The following is a 22,361-nucleotide window of genomic DNA, read 5'->3' as shown; positions in this document are numbered from 1 at the left end:
GCCCGGTGCATCAGCCGGCCGCGCAGCGCGGTGAGGAACATCCCGTCGGCGAGGTCGAGGGCGCCGGCCGCGTGGAAGGCCGCGTACTCGCCGGCGCTGTGCCCGGCGACGGCGGCCGGGCGCAGCCCGAGCTCCTGCCAGAGCCGCAGTTGGGCCGCTTGCAGGGCGAACAGCGCGGGCTGCGCGGCCTCGGTGGTCCAGTCGTCGGCGGCGCCCTCGGGCACGGGGTCGAGCAGCAGCGGCAGCAGCGGTTCGTCCCAGGCCTCGCGGTGCAGCCGGTCGCACTCCTCCAGTACGGCCCGGAACACCGGGAAGGCGCGGTGGAGTTCGGCGGCCATGCCCCGGTACTGGCCGCCCTGGCCGGTGAAGAGCAGCACCGGCCGGACGTCACCGCGCGGGGCCTCGCGGCGTACGGGTGCGGTGGCGGAGCCGCGGCCCGCCAGGTGGGCCTCCAGGCCGCGGAGCAGGTCCGCCGAACCGGCGCCGGTGACGGCGAGCCGGTGGCGCAGGGCGCGGCGCCCGCCGCCCAGGGTGAGCGGCAGGTCGCCGGGGGCGGGCGCCGGTCCGGCGGCCAGGCGGTCGCGCAGCAGCCCGGCCAGGGCGGTCAGGCCCTGTTCCGTGCGGGCGGAGAGCGGCAGGACGGTCGGCGCCTCCTGCCGGGGGCCGTCGGCGGCACCGGGCGCGGACGACGCCGGGGCCTCCTCCAGCACCAGGTGGGCGTTGGTGCCGCCGACGCCCAGTGCGCTGACCCCGGCCCGGCGCGGGGTGGCGCCGGCCGGCCAGTCGCGGCGCTCGGCGGCGAGCCGGAACGGGCTTCCGGCGAGCTCCAGCGCCGGGTTGGGGCGGTCGAAGTTGACCAGCGGCGGGACGGTGCCGTGCCGCAGCACCAGCAGGGCCTTGATCAGCCCGGCCATTCCGGCGCAGGTGTCCAGGTGGCCGATGTTGGGCTTGACCGAGCCGAGCGAGCAGAAGTCGGCGGCCCGCGTCCGGGCCCGGAACGCCTGGGCCAGGGCCCGGAACTCGATCGGGTCGCCCAGCGGGGTGCCGGTGCCGTGCGCCTCGACGTAGCCGACGCTCTCGGCCGGCACCCCGGCCAGGTCGAGGGCCCGGCCGATCACGGCCGCCTGCCCGTCCACGCTGGGCGCGGTGTAGCCGACCTTGAGCCCGCCGTCGTTGTTGACGGCGGAGGCGAGGATCACGCCGTGCACGGTGTCGCCGTCCGCCAGTGCCCGGTCCAGGCGCTTGAGCAGGACGGCCGCGACGCCGTTGCCGCCGACGGTGCCGGCGGCCGCCGCGTCGAAGGCCCGGCACTCGCCGTCGGGCGAGAGGATCGACCCCTCCTCGTAGCGGTATCCGGCGGCCTGCGGGATGTGCAGGGCGGCGGCCCCGGCCAGGGCCAGGTCGCAGTCACCGGCGAGCAGCGACTGCGCCGCCAGGTGCACCGCGACCAGCGAGGTGGAGCAGGCGGTCTGCACGCCGATCGCCGGGCCGGTCAGGCCCAGCCGGTAGGCGACCCGGGTGGCGGCGAAGTCGGCCTGGTTGCCGATCGCGGTCTGCAGCGCGGACACCGGCTGAGCGGGGTCGGCCGTGCCGGCCAGGGTGTGCTGGTAGTAGGTGCGCAGCGCGTACAGGGTCATCCCGGTGCCGGCGAAGACGCCGACCCGGCGGTGCGGGTCGGGGGCGTCGTAGCCGCCGTCCTCCAGGGCCTGCCGGCAGATCTCCAGCAGCAGGCGCTGCTGGGGGTCCATCAGGGCGGCCTCGGTGCCGCTGATGCCGAAGGCCTCGGCGTCGAAGCGGTCGGTGTCGGGCAGTGCCCCGGTCACCGGGACGAAGTCGGGGTGCCGGTACTCCTCGGGGCGCAGTCCGGCCGCCGCCAGCTCCTCCTCGGTGAACCGGGTGGTGCTGCGGACGCCGTCGACGATGTTGCGCCAGTACTGCTCCGGGGTGTCGGCGCCGGGGAAGCGCAGGGCCAGGCCGACGACGGCGATCCGGCGGTCGTCACCCGCCGGGGCCCCGGGGGCGGTGCCGCTCGCGGTGCCGGTCGCGGTGGCCGGGGCCGGCGCGGGGGCCTCGGTCAGGTGGGCGATCAGGGCGTCCACGGTGGGGTGCCGGAAGAGTTCGGTGGGCGCCGGGGGCGCCGGCAGGGCCGCGCTGAGGGCGCCGTGCACCCGCATCAACTGGAGGGACCCGATGCCGAGTTCGGCCAGCGGGCGGGCCGGGTCGAGCGGGGCGTCGAGGACCGTCTCGAAGGCGTCCAGGACGGTCCGGCGCAGTTCGGCGGCGGGGGCGGTCCGGGCCTCGGGGGCCATGGTGACGGCCTGGACGGCGGGAGCGGCGGTCGGCTGCGGGGGCCGGTCCTCGTCCGTACGGCCGGTGGGCGTCTCCGGGACCGGCCGGGGTGCGGTCGCCAGCAGGTGGCGGCGCGCGGCGGGGGCGCTCGGGTCCGGCCCGGCGTACCAGCGGCCCGGAGCGCCGGCCAGCAGCAGCGCGGCCAGGCGGCGGCCCTGCGCGGCGCTCAGCACGGCGATGCCCCGGGCGGCGGAGGCCTGCTCGTGGTCGGTGGCGCGGTTCATGCCGACCCGGCTCCACAGGCCCCAGGAGATCGTCCAGGCCGGGGTGCCGGTCTCCCGGTGCAGCCGTTCGACCGCGCTCTCCAGGTAGCGGTTGGCGGCGGCGTAGGCGATGGAGCCGACGGCCTCCTGGAAGCCGACCATCGAGGAGAAGCCGACGAACTGGGCGCCGGGCCGCTGCCGGACCAGCTCGACGAGGTGGTCCGTGCCGGTTGTCTTGGCACGCACCGCCTCCCGCCAGTCGTCCGGGCCGGTGCCGGAGAGCAGGGCGATCCGGTAGGCCCCGGCCAGGTGGAGCACGCCGTCCAGCGGTGCTCCCCAGTCCCGTTCGGCCTCGGCGACCACGGCGGCCAGCTGCTCGCGGTCCGTCACGTCGGCTCGGCGGTAGTCGACCCGGCCGCCGTAGCCGGACAGCCGGTGCAGCGCGGCGCGGCGTTCGGCCGCCTCGGTGGTGGGCGCGTCCAGGTCGGTGCGGCCGATCAGCAGCAGTCGGGAGCCCTGGTCGCGCAGCAGGCCGGGCAGCAGCTCGGCGGCGATCCCGCCGAGGCCGCCGGTGACCAGGTAGCGGGCACCGGGCGAGAGCAGCGAGCAGCCCTCGTCGGCGGTGGCGTCGGTGGCGGTGGCGTCGGTGGCGGTGCCGGGTTCGACCGGTCCGAGCCTGGGCACCCACGGGCGGCCCCGCCGCCAGGCGCTCTCCGGCTCCGGCCGGGGCTCGGCCAGCAGGGCGAGCAGGGCGGCGGCCTGCTCGGCGGGCGGCGCCCCGGCCGGCAGGTCGATGTGCCGGGCGGCGGGCACCAGCTGCTCGGCCCTCGCCCCGGCGGTCAGCGCCGCCGTCAACGCCGCTGCCGGGTCGGGGAGTTCACCGGGCAGTACGGCGTGCAGTCCAGCACTGACGGTGACCAGCTCGCCGGTCGGCGGCCGGTCGGCGAGGGCCCGCAGCAGGGCGAGCAGGGCTTCGTCCGGCGGTACGCCGTCCGACGACGCGGCGGGCCCGCCGTCCGCGCCCCAGAGGTGGACCACCCGCCCGGGGCGCTCGGCGCCGAGCGCCCGCCGCCACTGCGCGGGGTCGGCGGTCGGCGGCTGCTCCACCAGGACGGCCCCGGACAGGGCGGCGGCCAGTGCCTCGGCGAGGGTCCCGGGACCGGCCGGGCCGAGCAGCAGGGTCGGCTCCGCGGGCTCGGAACTTTCAGCCCCGAGGCCGGCGTCCGGCGCCGGGCGGGGTTCCCAGACGATCCGACGCACGCAGTCGGGAACGGTCCGGGCGTTGGCCTCCGCCAGGTCGATCGCCACGAGGTGCTCGTCGAGCCCGCCGTCGAGCAGGCGTCCGCGCAGTGCGGTGCGCTGGATCTTGCCGCTGGTGGTGCGCGGGAAGTCGGCCGCCGGCACCGGCAGCACCAGGGCGGGGGCCGGCTGCCGCCGGGCGGCCAGCACCCGGCGGACTTCGGCGGCCACCGGGGCGGCGGGGGCGTCCGGGTCGTTCGGCACGTAGGCGATCACCAACTGTTCGGTGCCGGTGCGTTCGTCCGGGACCCCGAAGGCGGCGACGTGCCCGGAGCGCACCCCCGCCACCGAGGCGACCACGTCCTCCAGTTCGTGGCAGAAGTGGTGCACCCCGTTGACGATGATGATCTCCTTGCGCCGGCCGGTGAGCACCACCTCACCGTCGGCCAGGAAGGCCAGGTCCCCGGTGTCGAACCAGCCGTCGCCGACGAAGGCCTCGCCGTCGGCGGCCGGGTTGTTCAGGTAACCCGGCGTCACCCGGCCGGAGTTGACCTGGAGCCGGCCGACCCGGTGCTCGGGCAGGGCCCGGCCGTCCTCGCCCGCCACCCGTATCCGGGCGCCGGGGGCGGGGCGCCCCATGCTGAGGAACGCGGTGCCGCGCTCCGGGGAGTCCGGGTCCGCGGGCTCCAGCCGGCCGGTCAGCGAGTCGGTGCGCACCAGGCGGCGGGCGCCGTCCTCGTGGTAGCGCTTGTAGGTGATGACGGTGCAGGTCTCGGCCATGCCCCAGCCGAGCAGCACGTGCTCCGCCCGTACGCCGAACGGGCCGGTGGCGGCCAGGAACTCGTCCAGCACCGCCTCGGTGCACTGCTCCCCCGCGTTGATCAGGGACTTGACCGAGGAGAGGTCCCAGCTCCGGCCGGGGCCGGCCGCCCGCACCGCCTCGGCGACCAGCCGGTAGCCGAAGTTGGGCGACCAGGAGTGCGCGCCCCGGTAGCGCTCCAGGGCGTCCAGCCAGACCAGCGGGTCGGCGAGCACCAGCTCGGTGGGCACCTGCACCTGGTCGGCGGCGAGCGCCACGTCGCGCAGGTGGAACATCAGCAGCCCGGCGACGTGGTCCAGCGGCAGCCAGTTGACGGTGACGTCCTCGGGCAGGGTGCCCTGGGCGACCGCGCCGGCCACGTACTCCAGGATGCCGCGGTGGGTGATCTGCACCGCCTTGGAGCGGCCGGTGCTGCCGGAGGAGAGCTGGAGGATCGCCACGTCGCCAGGGTCCGGAGCGTGCCCGGCGCCCGCGCCGACGGCTGCGGCGGCGCCGTCGACGGGGCGGTCGACCGCGATGACCCGCAGGCCGGGCGCCGGGTAGAGCTCCCCCAGCCGGGCCAGGCCCGCCACGGCCGGTCCGCCCGCGAGCACCGGCGGCTCCGCCAGCGTCTGCCAGGCGTGCCAGAGCTTCTCCAGGACCGGGTTGGGCTGGTCGTACGCGGGCGGACGAGCGACCGTGACCGGCTGCACCCCGCCCAGCAGGCAGGCCCACAGGGTGGTGAAGTAGCCCTCCTGGTCCGGGACCTGGAGGATCACCCGGTCGCCCGCCCGCAGCCCGGCGGCGCTCAGCAGGGCGAGGGTCTCCCGGGCCCGCTCCAGCAGCCGGCGGTAGGTCAGCCTGGTCGCCCCGCCGTCGGCCCGGACCAGGTGCAGGCCGCGGTCCGGGTGCCGTTCGGCGGCGCGCAGCAGGGCCTCGGGCAGGGTGCGCGGCGCGTCCGGAGCCGGGGCGGGCAGCGGGGCGCCGACCGCCTCGGTCCCGGGGACCTCGCTCCCGGGCTCCTCGGGTGCGGCCTCTTCGGGCGCAACCTCTTCGGACGAGGCCTCTTCGGGCGCGGCCGTCGAACCGGCCGTCGAGCCTCTCGGGGTCGCACCGGCGGCCGTGCTGGTGGTGCCGAACGGCCGCCAGTGCGGGGTGAGTTCGCGCAGGTGGCGGAGCGCGGGCCCGGCGCCGGCCGGCGGCCGGGCCGCCGCGGCGGCGAGGGCGGCGCGGTCGGGTTCGCCCAGCGCGGTCCGCACGATGCCGTCCAGGAGGTGCACCTCGGTGCCCGGGTCGGCGTCCAGCAGGGCGGCGGTGGCCCGGCGGCGCAGCGCGACGGGGTCGGTGTCGGCGGCGGGCACCAGGTAGGCCAGCAGGCCGCGGCGGCCGTCGGCGCGCTCGACCGGCAGCACTGCGCAGTCGGCGACCTCGGGACGCAGCAGCAGCCGGGCCTCCAGGGCGCGCAGCCGGGCGCGCTCGGAACCGGTGGGGCTCATCGGCGACGGCACCTTTCGGATCGGTGCGGGGCGTGCGCGGGTAGGGCTGCCCCGGGTTGCGGAGGGTGGGCGGATCGGGGTCGCCTGCGGCCCGGTGGGGCGTCGGCGGATCCGGTGGCGCGGTACTTGCGGGTGCGGTGGCACGGTGCACGGTGGTCGCGGGTACGGTCGGGCGGTGCGTGGTCCGGCGGTGCGTGGCCGGGTGGTGCGTGGCCGGGTGGTGCGGGTCAGCGCTTCCGGGCCCGGCCGACCAGGACCAGGAAGCCGAGCGCCAGCACGATCGGGACGGCGTGCGAGACGCCGACCACGGTCAACGGGCTGAGCAGGGCCAGCAGCGATCCGCTCAGCAGCATCCCGGTGCCCATGCCGACGTTCTCGGCGGAGGCGAGCAACCCGAAGGCCTGGCCGCGCCGTTCGTCGGTGAGCGCCTGGATCCGGGTGGTGTACGAGATCTCGGTGAAGCCGTCGCCGAGCCCCGCGCCGATCGCCACCAGGAGGAACAGCGGGGTCGGCAGTCCGGTGAAGACCAGGATGAAGCAGCCGGACATCAGGCAGGTCCCCAGGGCGAAGGCGCGCTCGCCCGGTTCGATGCCCCGGCGCAGCATGAGCCGGGAGACCAGTTGTTGGGCACCGAGGTTGCCGACCGCCCAGGTGGCCCAGAACATGCCCAGCAGCGCGGCCGGGTTGCCGGGGTCGTGCTGGTTGGCGAAGACCGGCAGGCTGATGTTGTGCGCGGCGGAGCCGAAGGCGTCCAGCAGTCGGATCGCCGCCATCGCGCCGACCACGGGGGCCGCTCGCAGCACCACCAGCGCCTGCCACCGGCTGCCGAATCGTTTCGCCTTGCCGCCGTCGGCAGCCTTGTCGGCCTCGGTGTCGGCGGTGGTACCGGTCGCGGCCGCGCCCGCGGCCTGTTCGGCCGCCTGCTCGGCGGGTTCGGCCCGGGTGCGCAGCGGCAGCCTGAGCACCACGGCGGCGAACACCACGAAGCTCGACGCGTCGATCAGCAGCGCCGCACGGAACCCGGCCCACGCCACCACCACACCGGCGGAGGCGAAACCGAGCACCATGGCGGCCGAACGGCAGCTCGCCATCAGGCTGTTGGCGCGGGCCCGGCGCTCGGCGCCGACCATCTCCGGGATGCTGGTGCGCAGCGCGACGGCGCACACCGCGGCCGCGCCGCCGAAGACCAGCGCGAGCGGGTAGAGCACCGGGATCCGCGCGGACGCCGGGGCGAGGGCCACCACGACCAGCGCCACCGCCTGGGCGAGGGCGCAGCCCGTCATCAGCCGCCGCCGGTCGACCCGGGCGACCAGCCGCCCGCTGACCAGTCCACCGGCGAAACCGCCGGTCAGACGCAGGATGAGGTACCCGGCCGTGCCAAGGGCGTTCCCGGCCGCCTCGTAGGCGAACAGGCTCAGCGCGACCAGGTCGAGCTGGCTCCCGTAGGTGGAGAGCGCGTCGCCCAGCGCCAGCCGGTAGAACACCCGGGGCAGCTTCTCGGTGGTCTGGAGCGGTACTTGCTGTGCGGTGTCCGGCACCGGTCCCCCAGGAAGGCCGCGTCGGTCGGCTCAGTGTGACATTGCACCGCAATCTAGAAGCCGCCCGGCCGGAGATCAAGAGCTTGATCGTCCACTGTCCGAAAGATCGTGAGTTCGGCCGACTCGGGGTCATCATTCCGGCCAGGGTGGCGATTTGCCGTCGGTGACACGTCAACTCGCGTTCACATGCGCATGACAGCATGCGCGCGGCCGACCGCCCTGACCACCTGACCTGAGCCGACCCGGAGGACCGCAGTGAAGCGCAGCACCCCCGCCCTCTCCGCCGCCCTGGCCCTCACCCTGGCCCTCGGCGTCCTGTCCACCGCGGGCACGGCGTCCGCCCACGACCACCCCGGCGCCGACGCCGACACCGCCCGGCACGGTCGCTACGGGACCAAGACCCCCTACCGGCCGCAGGGCGATCCGGACCGCTACCAGCAACCCCCACGCGGCTTCCGCCCGGTCTTCACCGAGAACGTCGCCCGCCACGGCTCCCGGGCCATGACCGGCAGCGAGGACGGCGACGCCGTGCTCGCCGTCCTCGCCGAGGCGGGGCGGCAGGACGCCCTCACCGACCTCGGGACCCGACTCGCCCCGCAGGTACGGTCGTTGCTGACCGCCGCCGCCACCCTCGGCTACGGGAACCTCTCCGCCCTGGGAGCCCGGGAGCACCGGCAGACGGCGCTGCGCCTGGAGCAGCGGCTGCCGTCCCTGTTCCGGACGATCGTCGCCGACCGGGAGCCCGTCGTGGTGGAGACCTCCGGCGTCCCGCGCGCGGTGGCCAGCGCCGACGCCTTCACCGCGGGCCTGACCGCCGGCGACCCCGGCCTGACGGGCCTGATCGGGGCCCCGGTGACCGAAAAGGACCTGCTGTACTTCCACAAGCAGCCGCAGAACGCCGACTACCGCGCGTACCTGGCGAACGACCCCGACCTCGCCGCGGTCCTCGCCCGGAACGAGGCCGATCCGCGCACCGCCGAAGCGGCCCGGCACGCCCTCTCCCGCTTGTTCCGGGCGGACTTCGTCACGGCGCTGCCCGTCGACGAGCAGGTCTCCTTCGCCCGCTCGCTGTACGAGGTGTACAGCGCGGCGCCCGATCTCGCCGTGGAGGCGCCCTCGGTCGACCTCTCCCGCTACCTCACCGCCCACGACGCCCGCTGGCTGGGCTACCTCGACGACGCGGAGGAGTTCTACCAGAAGGGCCCCGCGTTCAGCGGACGCACCATCACCTACCGGATGGCCGGCGTCCTCCTCGACGACCTCCTCGCCCAGGCCGGGGCCAGGGCCGACGGCCGCAACCACAACGGCGCGGTGCTGCGCTTCACCCACGCCGAGGAGATCGAGCCGCTCGCCGCCCTGATGGGCCTGCCCGGCAGCACCGAGGGCGCCGATCCCGAACAGCCCTACAGCTACAGGAACAACCCGTGGCGCGGCGCCGAGGTGGTGCCGATGGCCGCGAACATCCAGTGGGACCTCTACGAGAACGCGCCCTCCGACGGCGGCCCGGCCGACCACCTGGTCCGGATGCTCTACAACGAGGAGGAGATCGCCTTCAAGCCCTCCTGCCGGCCGATAGCCGAGGGCAGCCACTACTACCGGCTGGACGAGCTCCGGCGCTGCCTCGCACACGACTGACCCCCGGCCCCCGGAGCCCAGGGGGCGGGGGTCAGGGGTCGGGGGTCGGGGGTCGCGGTGTGTCGGAGCCGGAGCCGGAGCCGGAACCCGGGTCAGTTCGGGGAGCCGGTCCAGGTCACGGACTTCATGCCCTGCCCGCTGCCGTAGTAGGTGAACTGGACGGAGAACGGGTCGGCCGCGGCGTTCGGCAGCGCGTACGCGGACACCCCCGTGGCCTCCGCGCCCGGAGCCAGCGAGTCACCGATGAACTTCATCCGGCCGCTGCCGTCGATCAGCGCGGTGACCAGGCCACCGTTGGCGTCCTTGACGGTGGGCAGCCCCGATCCGACGAGCGAGACGTCCTTGGAGCCGGTGTTGGTGACGGTGATCCGTATCTGGATGATCGTGCTGTTCTTCGGCGCGGGGAACACGGTCTCGTTCGGCACGTACGGCTGCGGCGCGGCCATCGTGACCTTCAACCCGTCGGCGTAGGTGTAGGACTGGCCGAAGCCCAGGTGCCGGGCCTTCTCGTCGGCGGCCCGTGCCTGCTGCTCCTCCTCGAACTTCTTCTTCGCGGCGTCGAGCCTCTCCTTGGCCTTCGCCGCCCGGTCGGCGGCGGCCCGGTCGTCGGCCTCGGAGCGGAGCCGGGCGGCGTGCGCCTCGGCCTTCTCGTCCTCCTGCACGGAGTTCAGCGCGACCGCGAAGACCACCCCGCCGCCGACCGACAGCAGCAGGCCGGTGACGCCCAGGATGACGCCCGCCAGGGCCACCCCCCGGTTGGTCGCCTCGCCCTTGCGCACGTACCCCAGGCCGATGATGCCGAAGATCAGCGCGAGCAGGGCCGGCAGCCAGGACAGCCAGAACAGCACGACGACCAGGCCGAGGACGGTGCCGACGATCCCGAGCACCATGCCCGCGGTGCCCAGGCCGTTGCGGGGCTGGGGCGGGACCACCGGGTAGCCCTGCCAGTACGGCCCAGCCGGGTACGCACCGGGGGCACCGGCCGGACCCTGGCCCGGGGCCGGATACGCGGCCGGGGCGGGGGGCGGGGTCGGGGCCGCCTCCGGAGGCGCGAACGGCGACGGGCCCCCTACGGCGGCGGGAGCACCGACCGGCACGGGCGCGGCGGGCGCGGCAGGCGTGACAGGCGCCGCGTCGGCGGGCACGGGCACGGGCGCGGAAACGGGCTCGACAGCGGGGCCCTGCGCGTCGGCCTCCGCCTCGACCTCGGCCTCAGCCTTGGCCTCGGCATCAGCGGGCGCGGGCGCGGGCTCAGCGGCCTTGGCGAGCGAGACGGCCTCGGCGGGCGCAGGCGTGGCGGCCTCGGCGAGCGGGACGACGTCGACGACGGCTTCGACATCGGCGGGCGCGGGCTCAGCGGCGGGGCCCTGCACCTCGCTCTGGGCCTCGCCCTTCGCCTCGCCCTTCGCCTCGCCCTTCGCCTCGCTCTGGGCGTCGGCCTGCTCCGGAGCCTCGCCCTGCCCCGGGGTCAGCGGCGTCCCCGGGTCGGCGCCGGCGGGCGCCGCCCCCGGCTGCGGGCTGTCGGGCGGGACAGGAACGGTCATACGGGATCCTTCGGGAACGTCGGAACGGTGAGCGGCTTTCCGCCCCGGGCCGAGGTCCCTCCGCAGTTCCCCCCGCACCGACGGCCCGACCTCCGCGATGCGCGTACCGGTCCGGGCCGGACCCGGGCGTCGGCATCCCGGTGGGAGCGCGGCAGGGTCGGCGACTGATCAACATACAGGTGCCCGGTGACAGCCTCGACACCGCGGGTGCCGTCACCGCCCGGGACCGGCCGCCCTGCTTCGTCTGCGACTGACCACGGCCGGTTTCGCGCAGGTCATGCGCAGCACCTCGGCGAAAAACCGGTTGCCCGCCACCCCCCGGGCCGGGTGCAATGTCCGGCATGATCACACAGGTGTGCCTCCCGGCCCCGCCGGTCGGCGGTCCGGAAGGCCGCCTGTCACCGGACCGTCAGGCGGGAGACGCCGGCCCATGAGTACGCCATCTTCGTCGGCCGGCGCGGAGCGCGCCGACGGTCCGTCGGTGCCGATCGGCGCCCTCGTCCCGCTGAGCCGCCCGGGGTGGGTCGAGGCCGGCCGGCAGTTGCTCGCCGGGCTGGAGACCGCCGTACGGGACGTCAACGACGCGGGCGGGATCGCCGGCCAGCCGCTGGACCTGCTGGTCCGGGACACGGCGGCCGATCCGCAGCGGGCCGCGGCGGCGGTGGAGGAGCTGGCGGGCCTGGGCGTGGTGGCCCTGACCGGGGAGTACCACAGCGTGGTCGCCCGGGCGGTGGCCGCGCGGGCGGACGCGCTCGGTGTGCCGTACCTCTGCTCCTCGGCCGTCCTGGACGCGCTCACCGACGGGCCGACGGACGGGGTCGCCCGGCTCTGCCCGGCGCAGTCGCACGGCTGGCGGATCTACGCGGACTTCCTCCTCGACGCGGGCCACCGCCGGATCGCCGTGGCGGCCCAGCAGAGCGTCTACTGGGCCGCCGGGGCCCGCATCCTGCGCGAGCGCCTGGCTCCGCACGGCGGCACCGTGGTCGAGCTGGACGCCGCCGCGCTGTCCCCCGCCGAGCTGTGCGGGGAGCTCGCCCGGCACGGCGCGACGGCCCTGTTGCTGCTGGTCGGCCACCCCGAGCCGGCCGTGCCGATCGTCCGGGCCGTCCGTCGTGACCGGCGCCTCGCCGGGGTCCTGATCGGTGCCCCGGCGGGGCAGCCGGAGTTCCCGCAGTGGCGGGCGCTGCTGGGCGAGGAGGGCGCGGCCGTCCCGTTCCTGCGCTACCTGCCCGAGCGGCTGGGCGCCACGGGCGAGCGCGTCGCGGCGGCCGTGCGGGAGCGGCTGGGCGAGGCGCCGTCCTTCGTGGCCTTCGAGGGCTACGACGCCGTCACCGTCCTCGCCGAGGTGCTGCGTTCCGCCGGTGCGGACCGGGAGCGCGTCGCCGCGGCCTGGCCGCGGGTCGACGTCGCGGGCACCCGGGGGCGGATCCGGTTCACCCGGGTGCCCGGCAGCGGCGTGTGGCAGTGGGCGTGGCCGCCGGTCCAGGTGGTCGACCGGGATCCGGCGGCGCCCGACCGGTTCCGGGTCCTGCGCTCCGGCTGAGCGGGCGACGGCCGTGCCGGCAGCGGCCGCACCACGGTCAGCCGTGCCGCAGCCCGCACCCGCTCAGCCGAGGGAGCTGAACCAGCGCACGATGTCGGCCGTGGCGGCCACGTTGGAGCCCAGGTGGCGGGAGCCCGCGAAGTCCGGGGTGCCGAGGTCGACGACCTCCGGGTCCGCGCCGTGCGCGCGCAGCGCGGCCGCGCAGTGGTCGGTGTTGGCGTCGGCGGCCTGCTCGTCGGCCTCGGCCGCGTAGAGCCGGACGGGGGCTCGCGGCGCCCAGTCGCAGGTGCCGTCGGCCACCCGGAGCGCCGCGGCGAAGCGGCCGGTCGGGTGGCGCAGCATCGCGAGGGCGTGCGGGGTGAGCAGTTCGCCGATGGTGCCGGGCGTGCCCGCGAACAGCTCCGGCCGGTGTGCGAGCCGTCGAACAGCGCCTCGACGGTACGGTCGTACGGCTCCTGGAACACCTCGCCCGGGGAGTCGTAGAGGTGGTGCAGCCGGTTCCAGGCGACGAGCAGGTACGCGGCGTACAGCGCGCTCGACTTGGGCTCCAGGGAGCCGTCGAGCAGGGCCGGCAGCTCGGCCTCCCGGAACGCGTAGCCGCCGCTGACCGGGGCGAGGGCGCGGAGGCGGAACCAGCGGTCGTCGCCGGCCTGGAGGGCGCGGGCGAGGCCCGTCGCGGCCGAGGCGCCCTGGGAGAAGCCGGTGACCAGGACGTCGTGGCCCAGGGTCCGGCCGGTGCGCGGGGCGAAGGCGCGGGCCGCCCGGAGCATGTCCAGGGTGGCGGTGGTCTCGGACGGCACGTCCATCCAGGGGTGGGTGCCGGGGCCGGTGCCCAGACCCAGGTAGTCCGGGGCGACGGCGGCAAACCCGGCGGAGCGCGACGTGCCGACGGATCGTTTTCGGTCAGTTGTGAAGATCCTGCGATCCTGATCTATCAGGGAACTGATCACCGCCGCTAGGGTGCGGCGCAGCCTCGCACTTCCCCCCTCCCTCGCCGCCCCCAACAGCGGCGCGGGGACGACCGATCGGACCGGTGACGCCGTGACCAGGACCCTCCGCCAGCTGACCACCCGCCTGGGACGGGCGGCCGCCGCGATCGCCGTGCTCGCCGCCGCCTTCACCGGCACCGCGGCGGCCGGCACCGCCTCCGCCACCGGCGGCTGGAGCTGCTCCGGCGCGCCCGTGCCCAGCGGCTACGTCATCACCATGTACAACGCGAGCGGCTGCAACAACCACGGCGCGTGGTTCCAGCAGCCCGCCCAGAACCGCCTGTGGACCTGCTCGGGCTCGCCGATCGTCTCCGGCTACGTGCTGACCAACTACAACCCGCAGGGCTGCAGCGGCGTCGGCGCCTGGTTCCACGAGCAGGTCCGCAACGGCATCTGGACCTGCCCGTACTCGCCGATCCCGGCCGGCTACCGCAGCACCACCTACGACGCCCGCGGCTGCAACGGCCTCGGCGCCTGGCTCACCATCAAGGCCTGACCGGACCGACGCGCGCGGGCCGGGCCGACCACCGGCCCGGCCCGCGGCGCTCCCCCGTCGGACCGCAGGCCCCGTGGCGCCCCCCGGCTCAGCCCGTGGCCGGGCCCGCCGCCACGCAGAACTCGTTGCCCTCCGGGTCTCCGGACGGGCGGTTACTAGCGGTTCTACGGCGAGGCCGAGAGAGCCCCGCCCGGATCGGCTCCGGACGGGGCGAGGGTTAGCGGTCGAGAGTCCCGTCAGACACGGGCTCAACGGGAGCGCTCAGCGCGTCTAGGGCGGGCTCACAGGTCGGGCAGGCGAGAACCTGCCACGGGGGTCCGCTCTGGCGTTCCACGGTCCGTACGACCCGCACGCCCTCGGTGCTGTAGCACCGGTTACAGATCAGGGTCACGGTCGGCTCGGTCATCACGTCACCGCCCCGGCGAGGGCGTGCGCACCGGGGAAGGTGTGCCCGGTGTCCGGAAGCTTCTCGGCGACCGCCCGCAGGGCCTCGCGCTGCTCGTAGTGGCGCTGCATCTCGTCCAGCTCGGCGAGCCATGCCGCACGGTCGACGTAGGGACGTACCAGGGGGCTCGCATTCCAGTTCTCCGGCTCGACCCACGGGGCGAGGCTCAGTCCGGCGGGAATGGCCCGGATCGGCTTCGGGGTGGGCTCGGGGGCGACCGGGGCGGCGCGGTGCTGTCCGTGGGCCGGTAGGACCAGCCGCAGGGCGGTACGCAGAGCACGGGCGATAAGGTGTCGCATGTTCGGTCAGCTCCCTAAAGCTGTCGGACGCTCGACCCCCGGAGCCGGTCCTAAGCGGCACCGGGGGTTCTTTCGTGTTCGACGGTAAAGCAACTCCTCTACCCTCGTCTACCTACGTATGCCAATAGCTCGGGATGTTGCCCGTTGTCTACCCTTGGCCCATGGCCTCGGAAATCGACTACGACGCACCCACCCCGCCGTACCAGCAGATTGCGGCGGAGATCATCCGCGACATTGAGTCCGGGGTACTCGCGGCGAACCGGCCGATCCCGTCCGAGTCGGCACTGATCCAGCGGTGGGGTGTGGCCCGGGACACGGCCCGTCGAGCGGTCCGGCATCTGCGCGAAGGCGGGTACGTCTACACCGTGCCGCAACGCGGGACGTACGTGGCCGAGCAGACCCCCGAAAAGTAGAAGGCCCCGCCCTGCCGGAGACCAGCGGGACGGGGCCGAGTTGGGCGCGAGAGCCGGCAAGGGTGGTTCTTCCATTGGCGCCCCTGCGTCCCGGCCCCGGGTATCCGGCTCAGATCGGCAGGTTCCAACCTGGACCGGCCTCGCTGCCGATCCACACGCGCTGGCCGAGGGGCGAGACCGTAATGCCGAAACCGTCCTGGTGGGGCTCGCCGGCCGCCTGCCAGGCTTCAACGGCGCTTTCCACTTGGTCCCAGAGTCGGAGCGGTCCGCGCTGAATCACTGTCCACCCTCCGTCAGGGTTGGGCATGGTCCGGGCCTGCGATCCCGTGGCCACGTCCGAGAGGATCTGTTGCCCGCCCGCACCCATCCGCTCGGCCGAGGGTGCCGCGAGCTGAGCCACCCAACCACCGGTCCACGTGCTGATGATCTCGGGATCGATCCGGCTCGGGCGTTCGTCGCCAGGCAGCAGCGCGAGACTCTGACGGGGCGGCCGGTCGTGCGGACGGGCGATCATGAAACTCGTCCACCCAGGCAGGAACCGGCCCGTGGCACTGCCGGGCTCGGTCACGGTGAGCAGCGCGAGGCCGAACCCGTACGACCAGCCGGAGAGGGTGACCAGGATCCTTCCGCCCGGCTTGACCTGGTAGAGCCACGGTTGCGGGATGTACCGAACCGAGCAGGTGGCAATGAGGCGGTCGTACTCGCCCCCGTCCGGGTCACCGAGCAGCCCGTCACCGATGATCAGCCGAGGTGCGTGTCCGGCGGACTTGAGCGCCGCAGCAGCCGCTTCCCCCACGGCCTGGTCGTACTCAATGCTGGTGATGTTGGCGTCCCCGAGGCGGTACGCACCAAGAGCGGTCGAGTAGCCGGTGCCGGTACCGATCTCCAACACCTGGTGCCCGGCCTCGGTGTCGAGCTGGTGCCACATGCGCAGCACCAGTGACGGCAGGGTGGACGACGAAGACGGCGAACCGCTCACCGTACCGTCCTCGGGCCTCATACGGCCGTCGAGTTGGGTGATCAGGGTCTGATTCGTGTAGACGCCCGCCAGCCAACCGGGTTCGCCCTCTTGGACGGGCCGGTACTCGGTGGGGGCGGTCCCCTCCACGGGAAGGAAGTAGGACCCGACGAACAGTTCCCGGGGGACGGACTTGGCGGCGCGGTTCCACGCCGGATCGGTGACCATGTCGTCACCAGTGAACCCGTCCACCAGGGCGGCGCGGAGTTCGGCCGATGTGCTCACGTGTCGGGGCCTTTCTGTAGTTGGTCGGCGAGGGCGTCGGCGATAGCAGCAGTTGTCTCCGTCGGCTGCCATGCCCATTGGCCGTTTGCGTTGCACTCAAAGAAGTACCAGGAACCGTCAGAGGTCACGGCGAAGTCGAACGCGCCGTACACCAAACCGAGTTCGTCAAGGTAAGCCGCAACCGAACGTGCGACCGCCTCGGGGATCTCGATCGGTGCGCACGTCATCAGGTCTTGCCGGTAGCGCCAGTCAAGATCGGGGCTGTCCACGCGGACCCCGAAGAGGCGGTCGCCTACGGCAGTCACCCGTACGTCGAACACCTTCGACACCTTGGCTTGGAACAGGTGCGGGCACAGGGACACGGAATCGGTGATCTCAGACGGGTCGACCCCGCGCACCCACACCTGTTGCAGGGCGCCCTCGGCATCCCGGTACCGGCTGTCCCACAAGGGCTTGTAGACCGCGCCGCCAGGTTGGGAGGTGCAGAACTCCCGAGCTTCGTCCGGGTTCGCTGTGATGATCGTGTCTGGCACCAGGAACCCGTTCCGGCTCGCCGCCGAGAGCTGAGCCGGCTTGTACTCCGCATTGCGGATGCGCCACGGGTGGTTCACATAGTGCGCCCCGGGAAGTGACGCGAGGATGCCCCCGGTGCCCCAGAACCCCTGTGCGGCAGCGAACTTGCCCTCTTGCTCCGCCATCCCGGCAGGGGGGTCGTAGGGCGAGGGCCTGCGGACCCACACGGCCCGGACGTTGGACAGGTCGAGCGTCCGGCTTGCAGTGCAGAGGGAGCCCCGCTGTCCACCTGTCCCGTAGCGGGCGGACAGCGAGGCACCCGCGTGCAGATCGGCGCCGGGGTCGACACGGACGACCGGCACCCGGCGGTCAGCCAAGCGGCGTAACACCAGGTCCGCGGTCACGTCGTACGGGTTGGTGAGGACCAGTACGGCCCCGTCCCGATCCGGTGTCATGTCAGCCCGTGCCCTGGTCCTGGTCGTTCGACTGCATGGTGTCCACGTCGGACGGTACGTTCTGCCCGCCGTTCTGTCCGTCGCCGCCACCCGTGGTGGTCGGGCCGGTCTGGTTCGTGCTGGTGCCGTGCGCGCCCATCTCGACCGTCCGGCCGTGCTCGTCCACGATCACGGCAATCTGCGTCTCGGGGTCGATCACGGGCGTGTACTGCGGAACCGCGAGGGTGGGTGCGTACGGCGCCATGCGCTGTACACCCCAAGGGGCGGGTGTGGTCGTCATATGTGCTGTTCCTCCTTGTCGTGGTGGTGCCAAGTAGGTTCAACCACCCTGCGGGAGCGCAGGGTGCGGGGCAAGCCCACCCCGGCCGACATAGCCACGTGACACCCGGGGCGGGAGTGGTGCCCCGTCCTGGCGGGTGATTCCCTTTCCGTCCGCCAGGACGGGTGATCGTGGGGCGCTAGCTTCCGCGCCCGAGGGGGTACGCCCTGCGGATCGGGGCCGGCTCGCCGGGCTGCGTCCACCCGAGGGGGAACAACTCCAGCTCACCCGGGAACAGTTCGGCCCACTCGTCGGTGAGGAAGGCACCCCACCGGCCGCACGTCGTGCACCGCCAGACCGGCCCACCCGGACCGCTCTGCACGGCGCCCGACTCTTCGGCCGGCTCGGCCTTGTGTCCGGCGCCCTCGGGGCACTTGTACATCCGCTGTTCTCCGCCGCTAGTTCTCGGTCTGGGCCCCCGCCCTGGTCGTCCGTGCCGTCCACTCGTCACGTCACCAGGGCGGGGGTTGTGCTTCCCGACGGCAGACAGGCACCCGCCGGGGCCCTAAGGGTGGTCCTGGTCCGCGCCGGGGGGCTGAACCAGGACCACCGACGCGCGCCGCCGCACGCGCCCTTCCGCCGGGTGGGACCGACGGGCGACCCGGAGCGCGGGGGAATCACTCCGGGAGACTTGGACGGCTCGGGACGGACACGCGGACGACTCAGCAGCCCGTACCAGGGCCGGAGTTGGACCGTGCGGACGAACCGCGCCGAGTACTGGCCGTGGTGCCAGCGACAGACCGTCATGACCGTGCGAAGCCCTATCGCCGGTATGGGCACCACGTCCCGTGTCACTCCGCAGGGGAAGCACCAGCCCGAGGCCCAGCGGAGCCCGTCCGGCACCAGCGGGAGAATCCCGGTCTCTAGGTTCATGAGCCGGTACGCCCGCGCCGTGCCTCGCGGCACAGTGCCGAGCCGTGGTGCAGCGCCCTGCGAACGCGCGCCCTCGCCTGTCTTCGGCGACGGAACCAGGTCTCCCAGTCTCCGCCGTACACGATGCCGAGCATGGCCACCGCCAGGGCGAGGAACGCCCACACCCAACGGCGCCCGGTCTGCGGGTCGAGCCTGCCGAGGGCGAACACCAGGACGGCGGGTCCGAGTCCGACCACGCTGCCAGGGCAGCGCTGATCACAGCTGCTTTGTGCCGCATCACAATCCCTCCGATCACTGCCGGACGTTGGGCGAGGCACCAGTTCAGGGTCAAAGGCCCCGCGTGAACAGAGCATGGATGACGCACTCTTGTGGCATCCCTGTCTCATAGTTACTGCATCGAGTGCCCTGACCTGCTAGAACGGTTACTCAGAGACAGGGAGGCGACATGCCAGCTCGGCGCAGGGCCTTTATCGAAAGGCGCAAGGCCCTTGGTTTCACTCAGGATTCCTTGGCTCAGAGCGTGGGCGTTGACCGCTCGACGGTGGCGAGATGGGAAAGCGGAAAAGTCGATCCGCAGGATTGGCAGCGCCCCACTCTTGTCAAGGTGCTGAGGGTGACGCTGGCCGAGCTTGACGCCATTCTGTACGGTGGCGTGGATCAGGGGCGCTCGCAGGTTATGCGGGCTTCCGCAACCGTACCGCCGGCCTATGACGACGAAATCGACGCCTTGGAGCTGGCGCGCAGGGTTTCAGCCAGCGATGTTGGAAAAGAAACTATTGAACGGCTAGAACTGACCTTTCACGACCTGGCCGTAAAGTATCCGACCGTGGCTCCGCATGAGCTATTGGGCCAGGTGCGAAAGTATTCGTCGTATGTGACTAGCTTGATGGATGCAAGAAAGACTCTGGAGGAACACCGGCAACTGCTGGTCATAGGTGGATGGTTTTCACTGCTCGGCGCCACGCTGCACATTGATTTGAACCAGCAAGATGCTGCAACAGCCAGGCTGCGGACGGCAATGACCTTGGCGCAGCATGCCGGGCATTCGGAAATTCAAGCTTGGTGCTTTGAAACCGACGCCTGGCGGGTACTAACCGATGGCCACTATTCGCGGGCGGCGGAACTTAGCGCCACAGCCCAGCAGTTGGCTCCGGCCGGAAGCTCAGTTGAAATTCAAGCCATCGCTCAGCAGGGGCGGGCGTTCGCGCGGCTTGGATATTCGAATGAAACATATTCGGCAATAGATCGAGTGCAATCTCTTTCCTCTTCCATCGGCACGCCGGATCAGCCAGAGCATCATTTTCAGTACGACCCTGCAAAAGCTGTTGCGTACGCCGCAACCACTCTGGCATGGCTCGGAGATCCGGCGGCAGAAACCTATGCAAGAGAGGTTATTTCGCGACTTTCGCCGCCGGACGACCTGACCAAGTGGCCTCGCCGAGTGGCCTCGGCAAATATTGATCTCGCGCTCTCTTTGGTAACCACCAATCGCCTTGATGAAGCATGCTACGCGGCGCAGCGCGCAATGCTCTCAGGTCGGGTGGCACCGTCAAATCACTGGCGTGCCCTAGAAGTGGTAAATGCCGTTGAGACCGGCAAGATTTCCGATGCGCGCGACCTCAGGGACGCATATGAAGAAATGCGACTCCAGATAGAGTCTGCGGATTGATCGGCGGAACACAAAATGGCCCCACTTCGAATCCGATTAGGGAATCGAAGTGGGGCCCTAATGGTCCGCAAGAATGGCCTAATGAGCCATGCGAGTTTTTTGCCTCCCTGCCGCGCCTTCTGGCACCGGGAGGGAGTCACCCCCCTGGGGTGTCACCGCAGGTCAGGGCCTCGGACAGGCTTAACGCGCTCGCTCGCCCAACCTCCGGGCTGATGAACGGCCGTCTCGCGGCTGTGACACTGCGTACACAGCGGACGAAGACGCGACCACGCGTCCGGATCAGGCACACCTCGGGCGACCAGCGACCGACGCGACTCCGGGAAGTGGTCGGCGACCACGGCGACGCGAGCACACAGCACGCACCACGGGTGGGCGTAGAGGTAGGCCCGGCGGATGCGGGGCCAACGAGGGCCGTACGCGCTTCCGCCCGGCGTGCCTCGCTGTGCGTCCGCCTCGGCCTGGTGATCGGGGCAGCGGCCACCACGGGCGGTCAGTTCGGGGCAGCCGGGCACCGAACACGGGGGGCGGGGCTTGCGGGGCATGGCGGCACCTCCGATCTGTCAAGAGTGACGGCGTTGTGACGGTTCGTCATGGGAAGATCCCGATGCGTCGGCAGCGAGCCGACCGGATTAGGAGACGCACATGTCCGAGATCAACCCCGATGGCGTCGGCATGCTCAGCCTGCGGTACGTGGACGGCGTGGCTCAGGTCGTTGTCAGCGGCGGGCATGGCATTCCGGCAGAACTCACGGTCGTTGACGGCTCTGGGAACGCAGTCGCGGCGTATACGGCTGGCCCCGTGACAGACAGCACGACCCTCCTCCGCAACCAGGCCACGCTCATCGTCACCCCGGCCTAGTCCCAGTCGCATGCTCATCGCGCAACCCTCGGCCCACTGAGCCGACTTGAACTCACCATGCAAGAGGAGACAGCCACGTCCGAGACCACGCCAAGGGCCCGGCCCCGGTCCAGCTCACGCCCGAGACGACCGAACCCGCGTTGATCCCGGTCGATCAGGTCAAGCCCGAGGACATCGGGACACTGAGCCTGCGCTACGTGGACGGCGAACCTCAGTTGGTCGTCAGCGGCGGGACTTTCATTCCGGCGGGGCTCACGGTTGTGGATGGGCCGGGAACACTGTCGCGGCCTACGCGGCGGGGCGGAGCCAAGTCATTTCTACCGCCGATGACAACCAAGGTGTGCTTGGCATCCACGATTTGCAGGGGGGACGGTAGCCACGCTAGGCCCGATCGTCCCAGTACGACCGGTCAGCCCCATGCCGGGCAGCATCAAAACGGCGCTTGTGAAGCATGACCGCAACCTGACCAGCGAGGAGACAGCCATGTCCGAGACCACCCCCAACTCAAAGGGACCGGCCCCAGCCCAGGTCACGCCCGAGACGACCGAACCCGTGCTGATCCCGGCCGACCAGGTCAAGCCCGAGGACATCGGCACTCTGTCGATCGAGTACCGCGACGGTTGGCCCGTCGTCATCGTGAGCGGAGGGACGTGCATTCCTGCGGTGCTGAAGGTTGTGCATGGGGCCGGAAACGCTGTAGGTGCGTACTCAGTTGCTCCGCAGCTCCCCGCACTCCAGTCGCGGAGCCTTGACACCACCACCAGCTATCTCGAAGACGCCATCGAGGTGGACGCCGAGTTTTCGGTCTACGACTTGGCTGCCACCCTCGGCTGGCAGTCTAAATAGCGCCCATCCGGGGCGGTGTCAGAACGGCGTACTGGCCGCTCCGAAGTCGGTTCGAGTCTTGCGCTTGTGGCAGGCGCGGCACAGCGCTTGCACGTTGCTGTCCGTGTCCTCGCCGCCGAGGGCGAGGGGGGTCCGGTGGTCCACGTCGACCAGGGCCGCGGGGAGGTCCTCGCCGCATAGTCCGCACCGCGCCGAGCCCGCTCGGTCGATTCGCCGGCGAAGCCGCTCGGCGCCGCTGTAGTGACGTGAGACCAGGGCTTGCAGCCGTCGGCGGGCACGGACCGCGGGGCGGGCTTCGTAGGCCCTGTGATGGGCTTCGCAGCGCCCTCGGTGAGTCGGGGTCACGGGGCAGTCGATACAGCGCACGGTGCCCCCTCGTGTCGTCCTGGTGCCCCTCGGGGCGGATGGGGACCGCACCCCGATTCGGCTCGCCCTGGCGGACGGGTTACTACGGGCGGTGCGGTCCCCGCGCTCTGCCTCACGACTCCGCCCCCCCCCCCCCCCCCCGGGGGGGGGGGGGGGGGGGGCCCCGCCGCGGTTGATAGGGAGGGGCTGGGTACGCCCGGACACCTCATCGTGGTGGCGGGGTACCACCCC

Annotated in this window: 17 protein-coding genes; 7 read left to right on the top strand and 10 right to left on the bottom strand. The window is 72.7% G+C overall.

Annotation, left to right across the window (positions count from 1 at the left end):
* Together ACFV8H_RS36050 and ACFV8H_RS36045 are read right to left on the bottom strand one after the other, a co-directional pair.
* The coding region (locus ACFV8H_RS36050) for an SDR family NAD(P)-dependent oxidoreductase (RefSeq protein WP_380408271.1) at window positions 1–6,086 on the bottom strand (6,086 nt) is incomplete at its 3' end.
* Window positions 6,087–6,313: 227 nt separating this feature from the next.
* A complete protein-coding gene (locus ACFV8H_RS36045) occupies window positions 6,314–7,624 on the bottom strand; it encodes an MFS transporter (RefSeq protein ID WP_380408269.1) in 1,311 nt (436 codons plus the stop codon).
* Window positions 7,625–7,879: 255 nt separating this feature from the next.
* On the opposite strand from ACFV8H_RS36045, the gene ACFV8H_RS36040 reads away from it, so the two are divergent.
* Entirely contained in the window at window positions 7,880–9,259 is a 1,380-nt protein-coding gene (locus ACFV8H_RS36040; RefSeq protein WP_380408267.1) for a histidine-type phosphatase, read from the top strand.
* 92 nt (window positions 9,260–9,351) lie between these two features.
* Here the strand turns inward: ACFV8H_RS36040 and ACFV8H_RS36035 are convergent, their stop codons facing one another.
* Window positions 9,352–10,803, bottom strand: a complete 1,452-nt coding sequence (locus tag ACFV8H_RS36035; RefSeq protein WP_380408265.1) for a hypothetical protein — start codon at window positions 10,801–10,803, stop codon at window positions 9,352–9,354.
* A 430-nt stretch (window positions 10,804–11,233) separates the two neighbouring features.
* Here ACFV8H_RS36035 and ACFV8H_RS36030 point away from each other — a divergent pair, with 430 nt between their 5' ends.
* Window positions 11,234–12,346: an ABC transporter substrate-binding protein gene (locus ACFV8H_RS36030; RefSeq protein ID WP_380408263.1), complete on the top strand. Its 1,113-nt coding sequence runs from the start codon at window positions 11,234–11,236 to the stop codon at window positions 12,344–12,346.
* Window positions 12,347–12,409: 63 nt separating this feature from the next.
* Here ACFV8H_RS36030 and ACFV8H_RS36025 read toward each other — a convergent pair whose 3' ends face one another.
* Window positions 12,410–12,688 carry a hypothetical protein gene (locus ACFV8H_RS36025; protein ID WP_380408262.1) on the bottom strand — a complete coding sequence of 93 codons (279 nt, stop codon included), beginning with the start codon at window positions 12,686–12,688 and terminating at the stop codon, window positions 12,410–12,412.
* A 699-nt stretch (window positions 12,689–13,387) separates the two neighbouring features.
* On the opposite strand from ACFV8H_RS36025, the gene ACFV8H_RS36020 reads away from it, so the two are divergent.
* The gene (locus tag ACFV8H_RS36020; RefSeq protein WP_380408260.1) at window positions 13,388–13,831 is read left to right on the top strand and encodes a hypothetical protein; all 444 of its coding nucleotides are present in this window, start codon (window positions 13,388–13,390) and stop codon (window positions 13,829–13,831) included.
* A gap of 405 nt (window positions 13,832–14,236) precedes the next feature.
* On the opposite strand, the gene ACFV8H_RS36015 is transcribed toward ACFV8H_RS36020, so the two are convergent.
* Window positions 14,237–14,575 (bottom strand): hypothetical protein, encoded by a 339-nt coding sequence (locus ACFV8H_RS36015; RefSeq protein ID WP_380408258.1) that lies wholly within the window; start codon window positions 14,573–14,575, stop codon window positions 14,237–14,239.
* Window positions 14,576–14,736: 161 nt separating this feature from the next.
* Between ACFV8H_RS36015 and ACFV8H_RS36010 the strand changes: the two genes are divergently transcribed.
* Window positions 14,737–14,988 (top strand): winged helix-turn-helix domain-containing protein, encoded by a 252-nt coding sequence (locus tag ACFV8H_RS36010; protein WP_329875929.1) that lies wholly within the window; start codon window positions 14,737–14,739, stop codon window positions 14,986–14,988.
* 109 nt (window positions 14,989–15,097) lie between these two features.
* Here the strand turns inward: ACFV8H_RS36010 and tgmC are convergent, their stop codons facing one another.
* From tgmC to ACFV8H_RS35990, 4 genes are all read right to left on the bottom strand, one after another.
* Window positions 15,098–16,231 (bottom strand): ATP-grasp peptide maturase system methyltransferase, encoded by a 1,134-nt coding sequence (gene tgmC, locus ACFV8H_RS36005; RefSeq protein ID WP_380408256.1) that lies wholly within the window; start codon window positions 16,229–16,231, stop codon window positions 15,098–15,100.
* The gene (tgmB, locus tag ACFV8H_RS36000) at window positions 16,228–17,199 is read right to left on the bottom strand and encodes an ATP-grasp ribosomal peptide maturase (protein ID WP_380408255.1); all 972 of its coding nucleotides are present in this window, start codon (window positions 17,197–17,199) and stop codon (window positions 16,228–16,230) included. Before tgmB ends, tgmC begins: the two co-directional genes overlap by 4 nt.
* A 1-nt stretch (window position 17,200) precedes the next feature.
* Entirely contained in the window at window positions 17,201–17,479 is a 279-nt protein-coding gene (gene tgmA, locus ACFV8H_RS35995) for a putative ATP-grasp-modified RiPP (protein WP_266272923.1), read from the bottom strand.
* Between the two features lie 908 nt (window positions 17,480–18,387).
* On the bottom strand, window positions 18,388–18,627 hold the full coding sequence (locus ACFV8H_RS35990; protein ID WP_380408253.1) for a hypothetical protein: 240 nt from the start codon (window positions 18,625–18,627) through the stop codon (window positions 18,388–18,390).
* A gap of 284 nt (window positions 18,628–18,911) precedes the next feature.
* Here ACFV8H_RS35990 and ACFV8H_RS35985 point away from each other — a divergent pair, with 284 nt between their 5' ends.
* The 3 genes from ACFV8H_RS35985 (at window position 18,912) to ACFV8H_RS35975 (ending at window position 21,764) form a co-directional block, all read left to right on the top strand.
* Window positions 18,912–20,060 carry a transcriptional regulator gene (locus tag ACFV8H_RS35985; protein WP_380408251.1) on the top strand — a complete coding sequence of 383 codons (1,149 nt, stop codon included), beginning with the start codon at window positions 18,912–18,914 and terminating at the stop codon, window positions 20,058–20,060.
* 642 nt (window positions 20,061–20,702) lie between these two features.
* Window positions 20,703–20,918, top strand: a complete 216-nt coding sequence (locus ACFV8H_RS35980; RefSeq protein WP_380408249.1) for a hypothetical protein — start codon at window positions 20,703–20,705, stop codon at window positions 20,916–20,918.
* A gap of 483 nt (window positions 20,919–21,401) precedes the next feature.
* Entirely contained in the window at window positions 21,402–21,764 is a 363-nt protein-coding gene (locus tag ACFV8H_RS35975; protein WP_380408247.1) for a hypothetical protein, read from the top strand.
* Between the two features lie 18 nt (window positions 21,765–21,782).
* On the opposite strand, the gene ACFV8H_RS35970 is transcribed toward ACFV8H_RS35975, so the two are convergent.
* Entirely contained in the window at window positions 21,783–22,109 is a 327-nt protein-coding gene (locus ACFV8H_RS35970; protein ID WP_380408245.1) for an HNH endonuclease, read from the bottom strand.
* Window positions 22,110–22,361: the final 252 nt, after the last annotated feature.

It is taken from the genome of Kitasatospora sp. NPDC059827, assembly GCF_042731675.1.
In the GTDB taxonomy this organism is placed as follows: domain Bacteria; phylum Actinomycetota; class Actinomycetes; order Streptomycetales; family Streptomycetaceae; genus Kitasatospora.
Note: the sequence above shows the minus strand (reverse complement) of the source record. Positions and strands in the feature narration are given on the sequence as shown.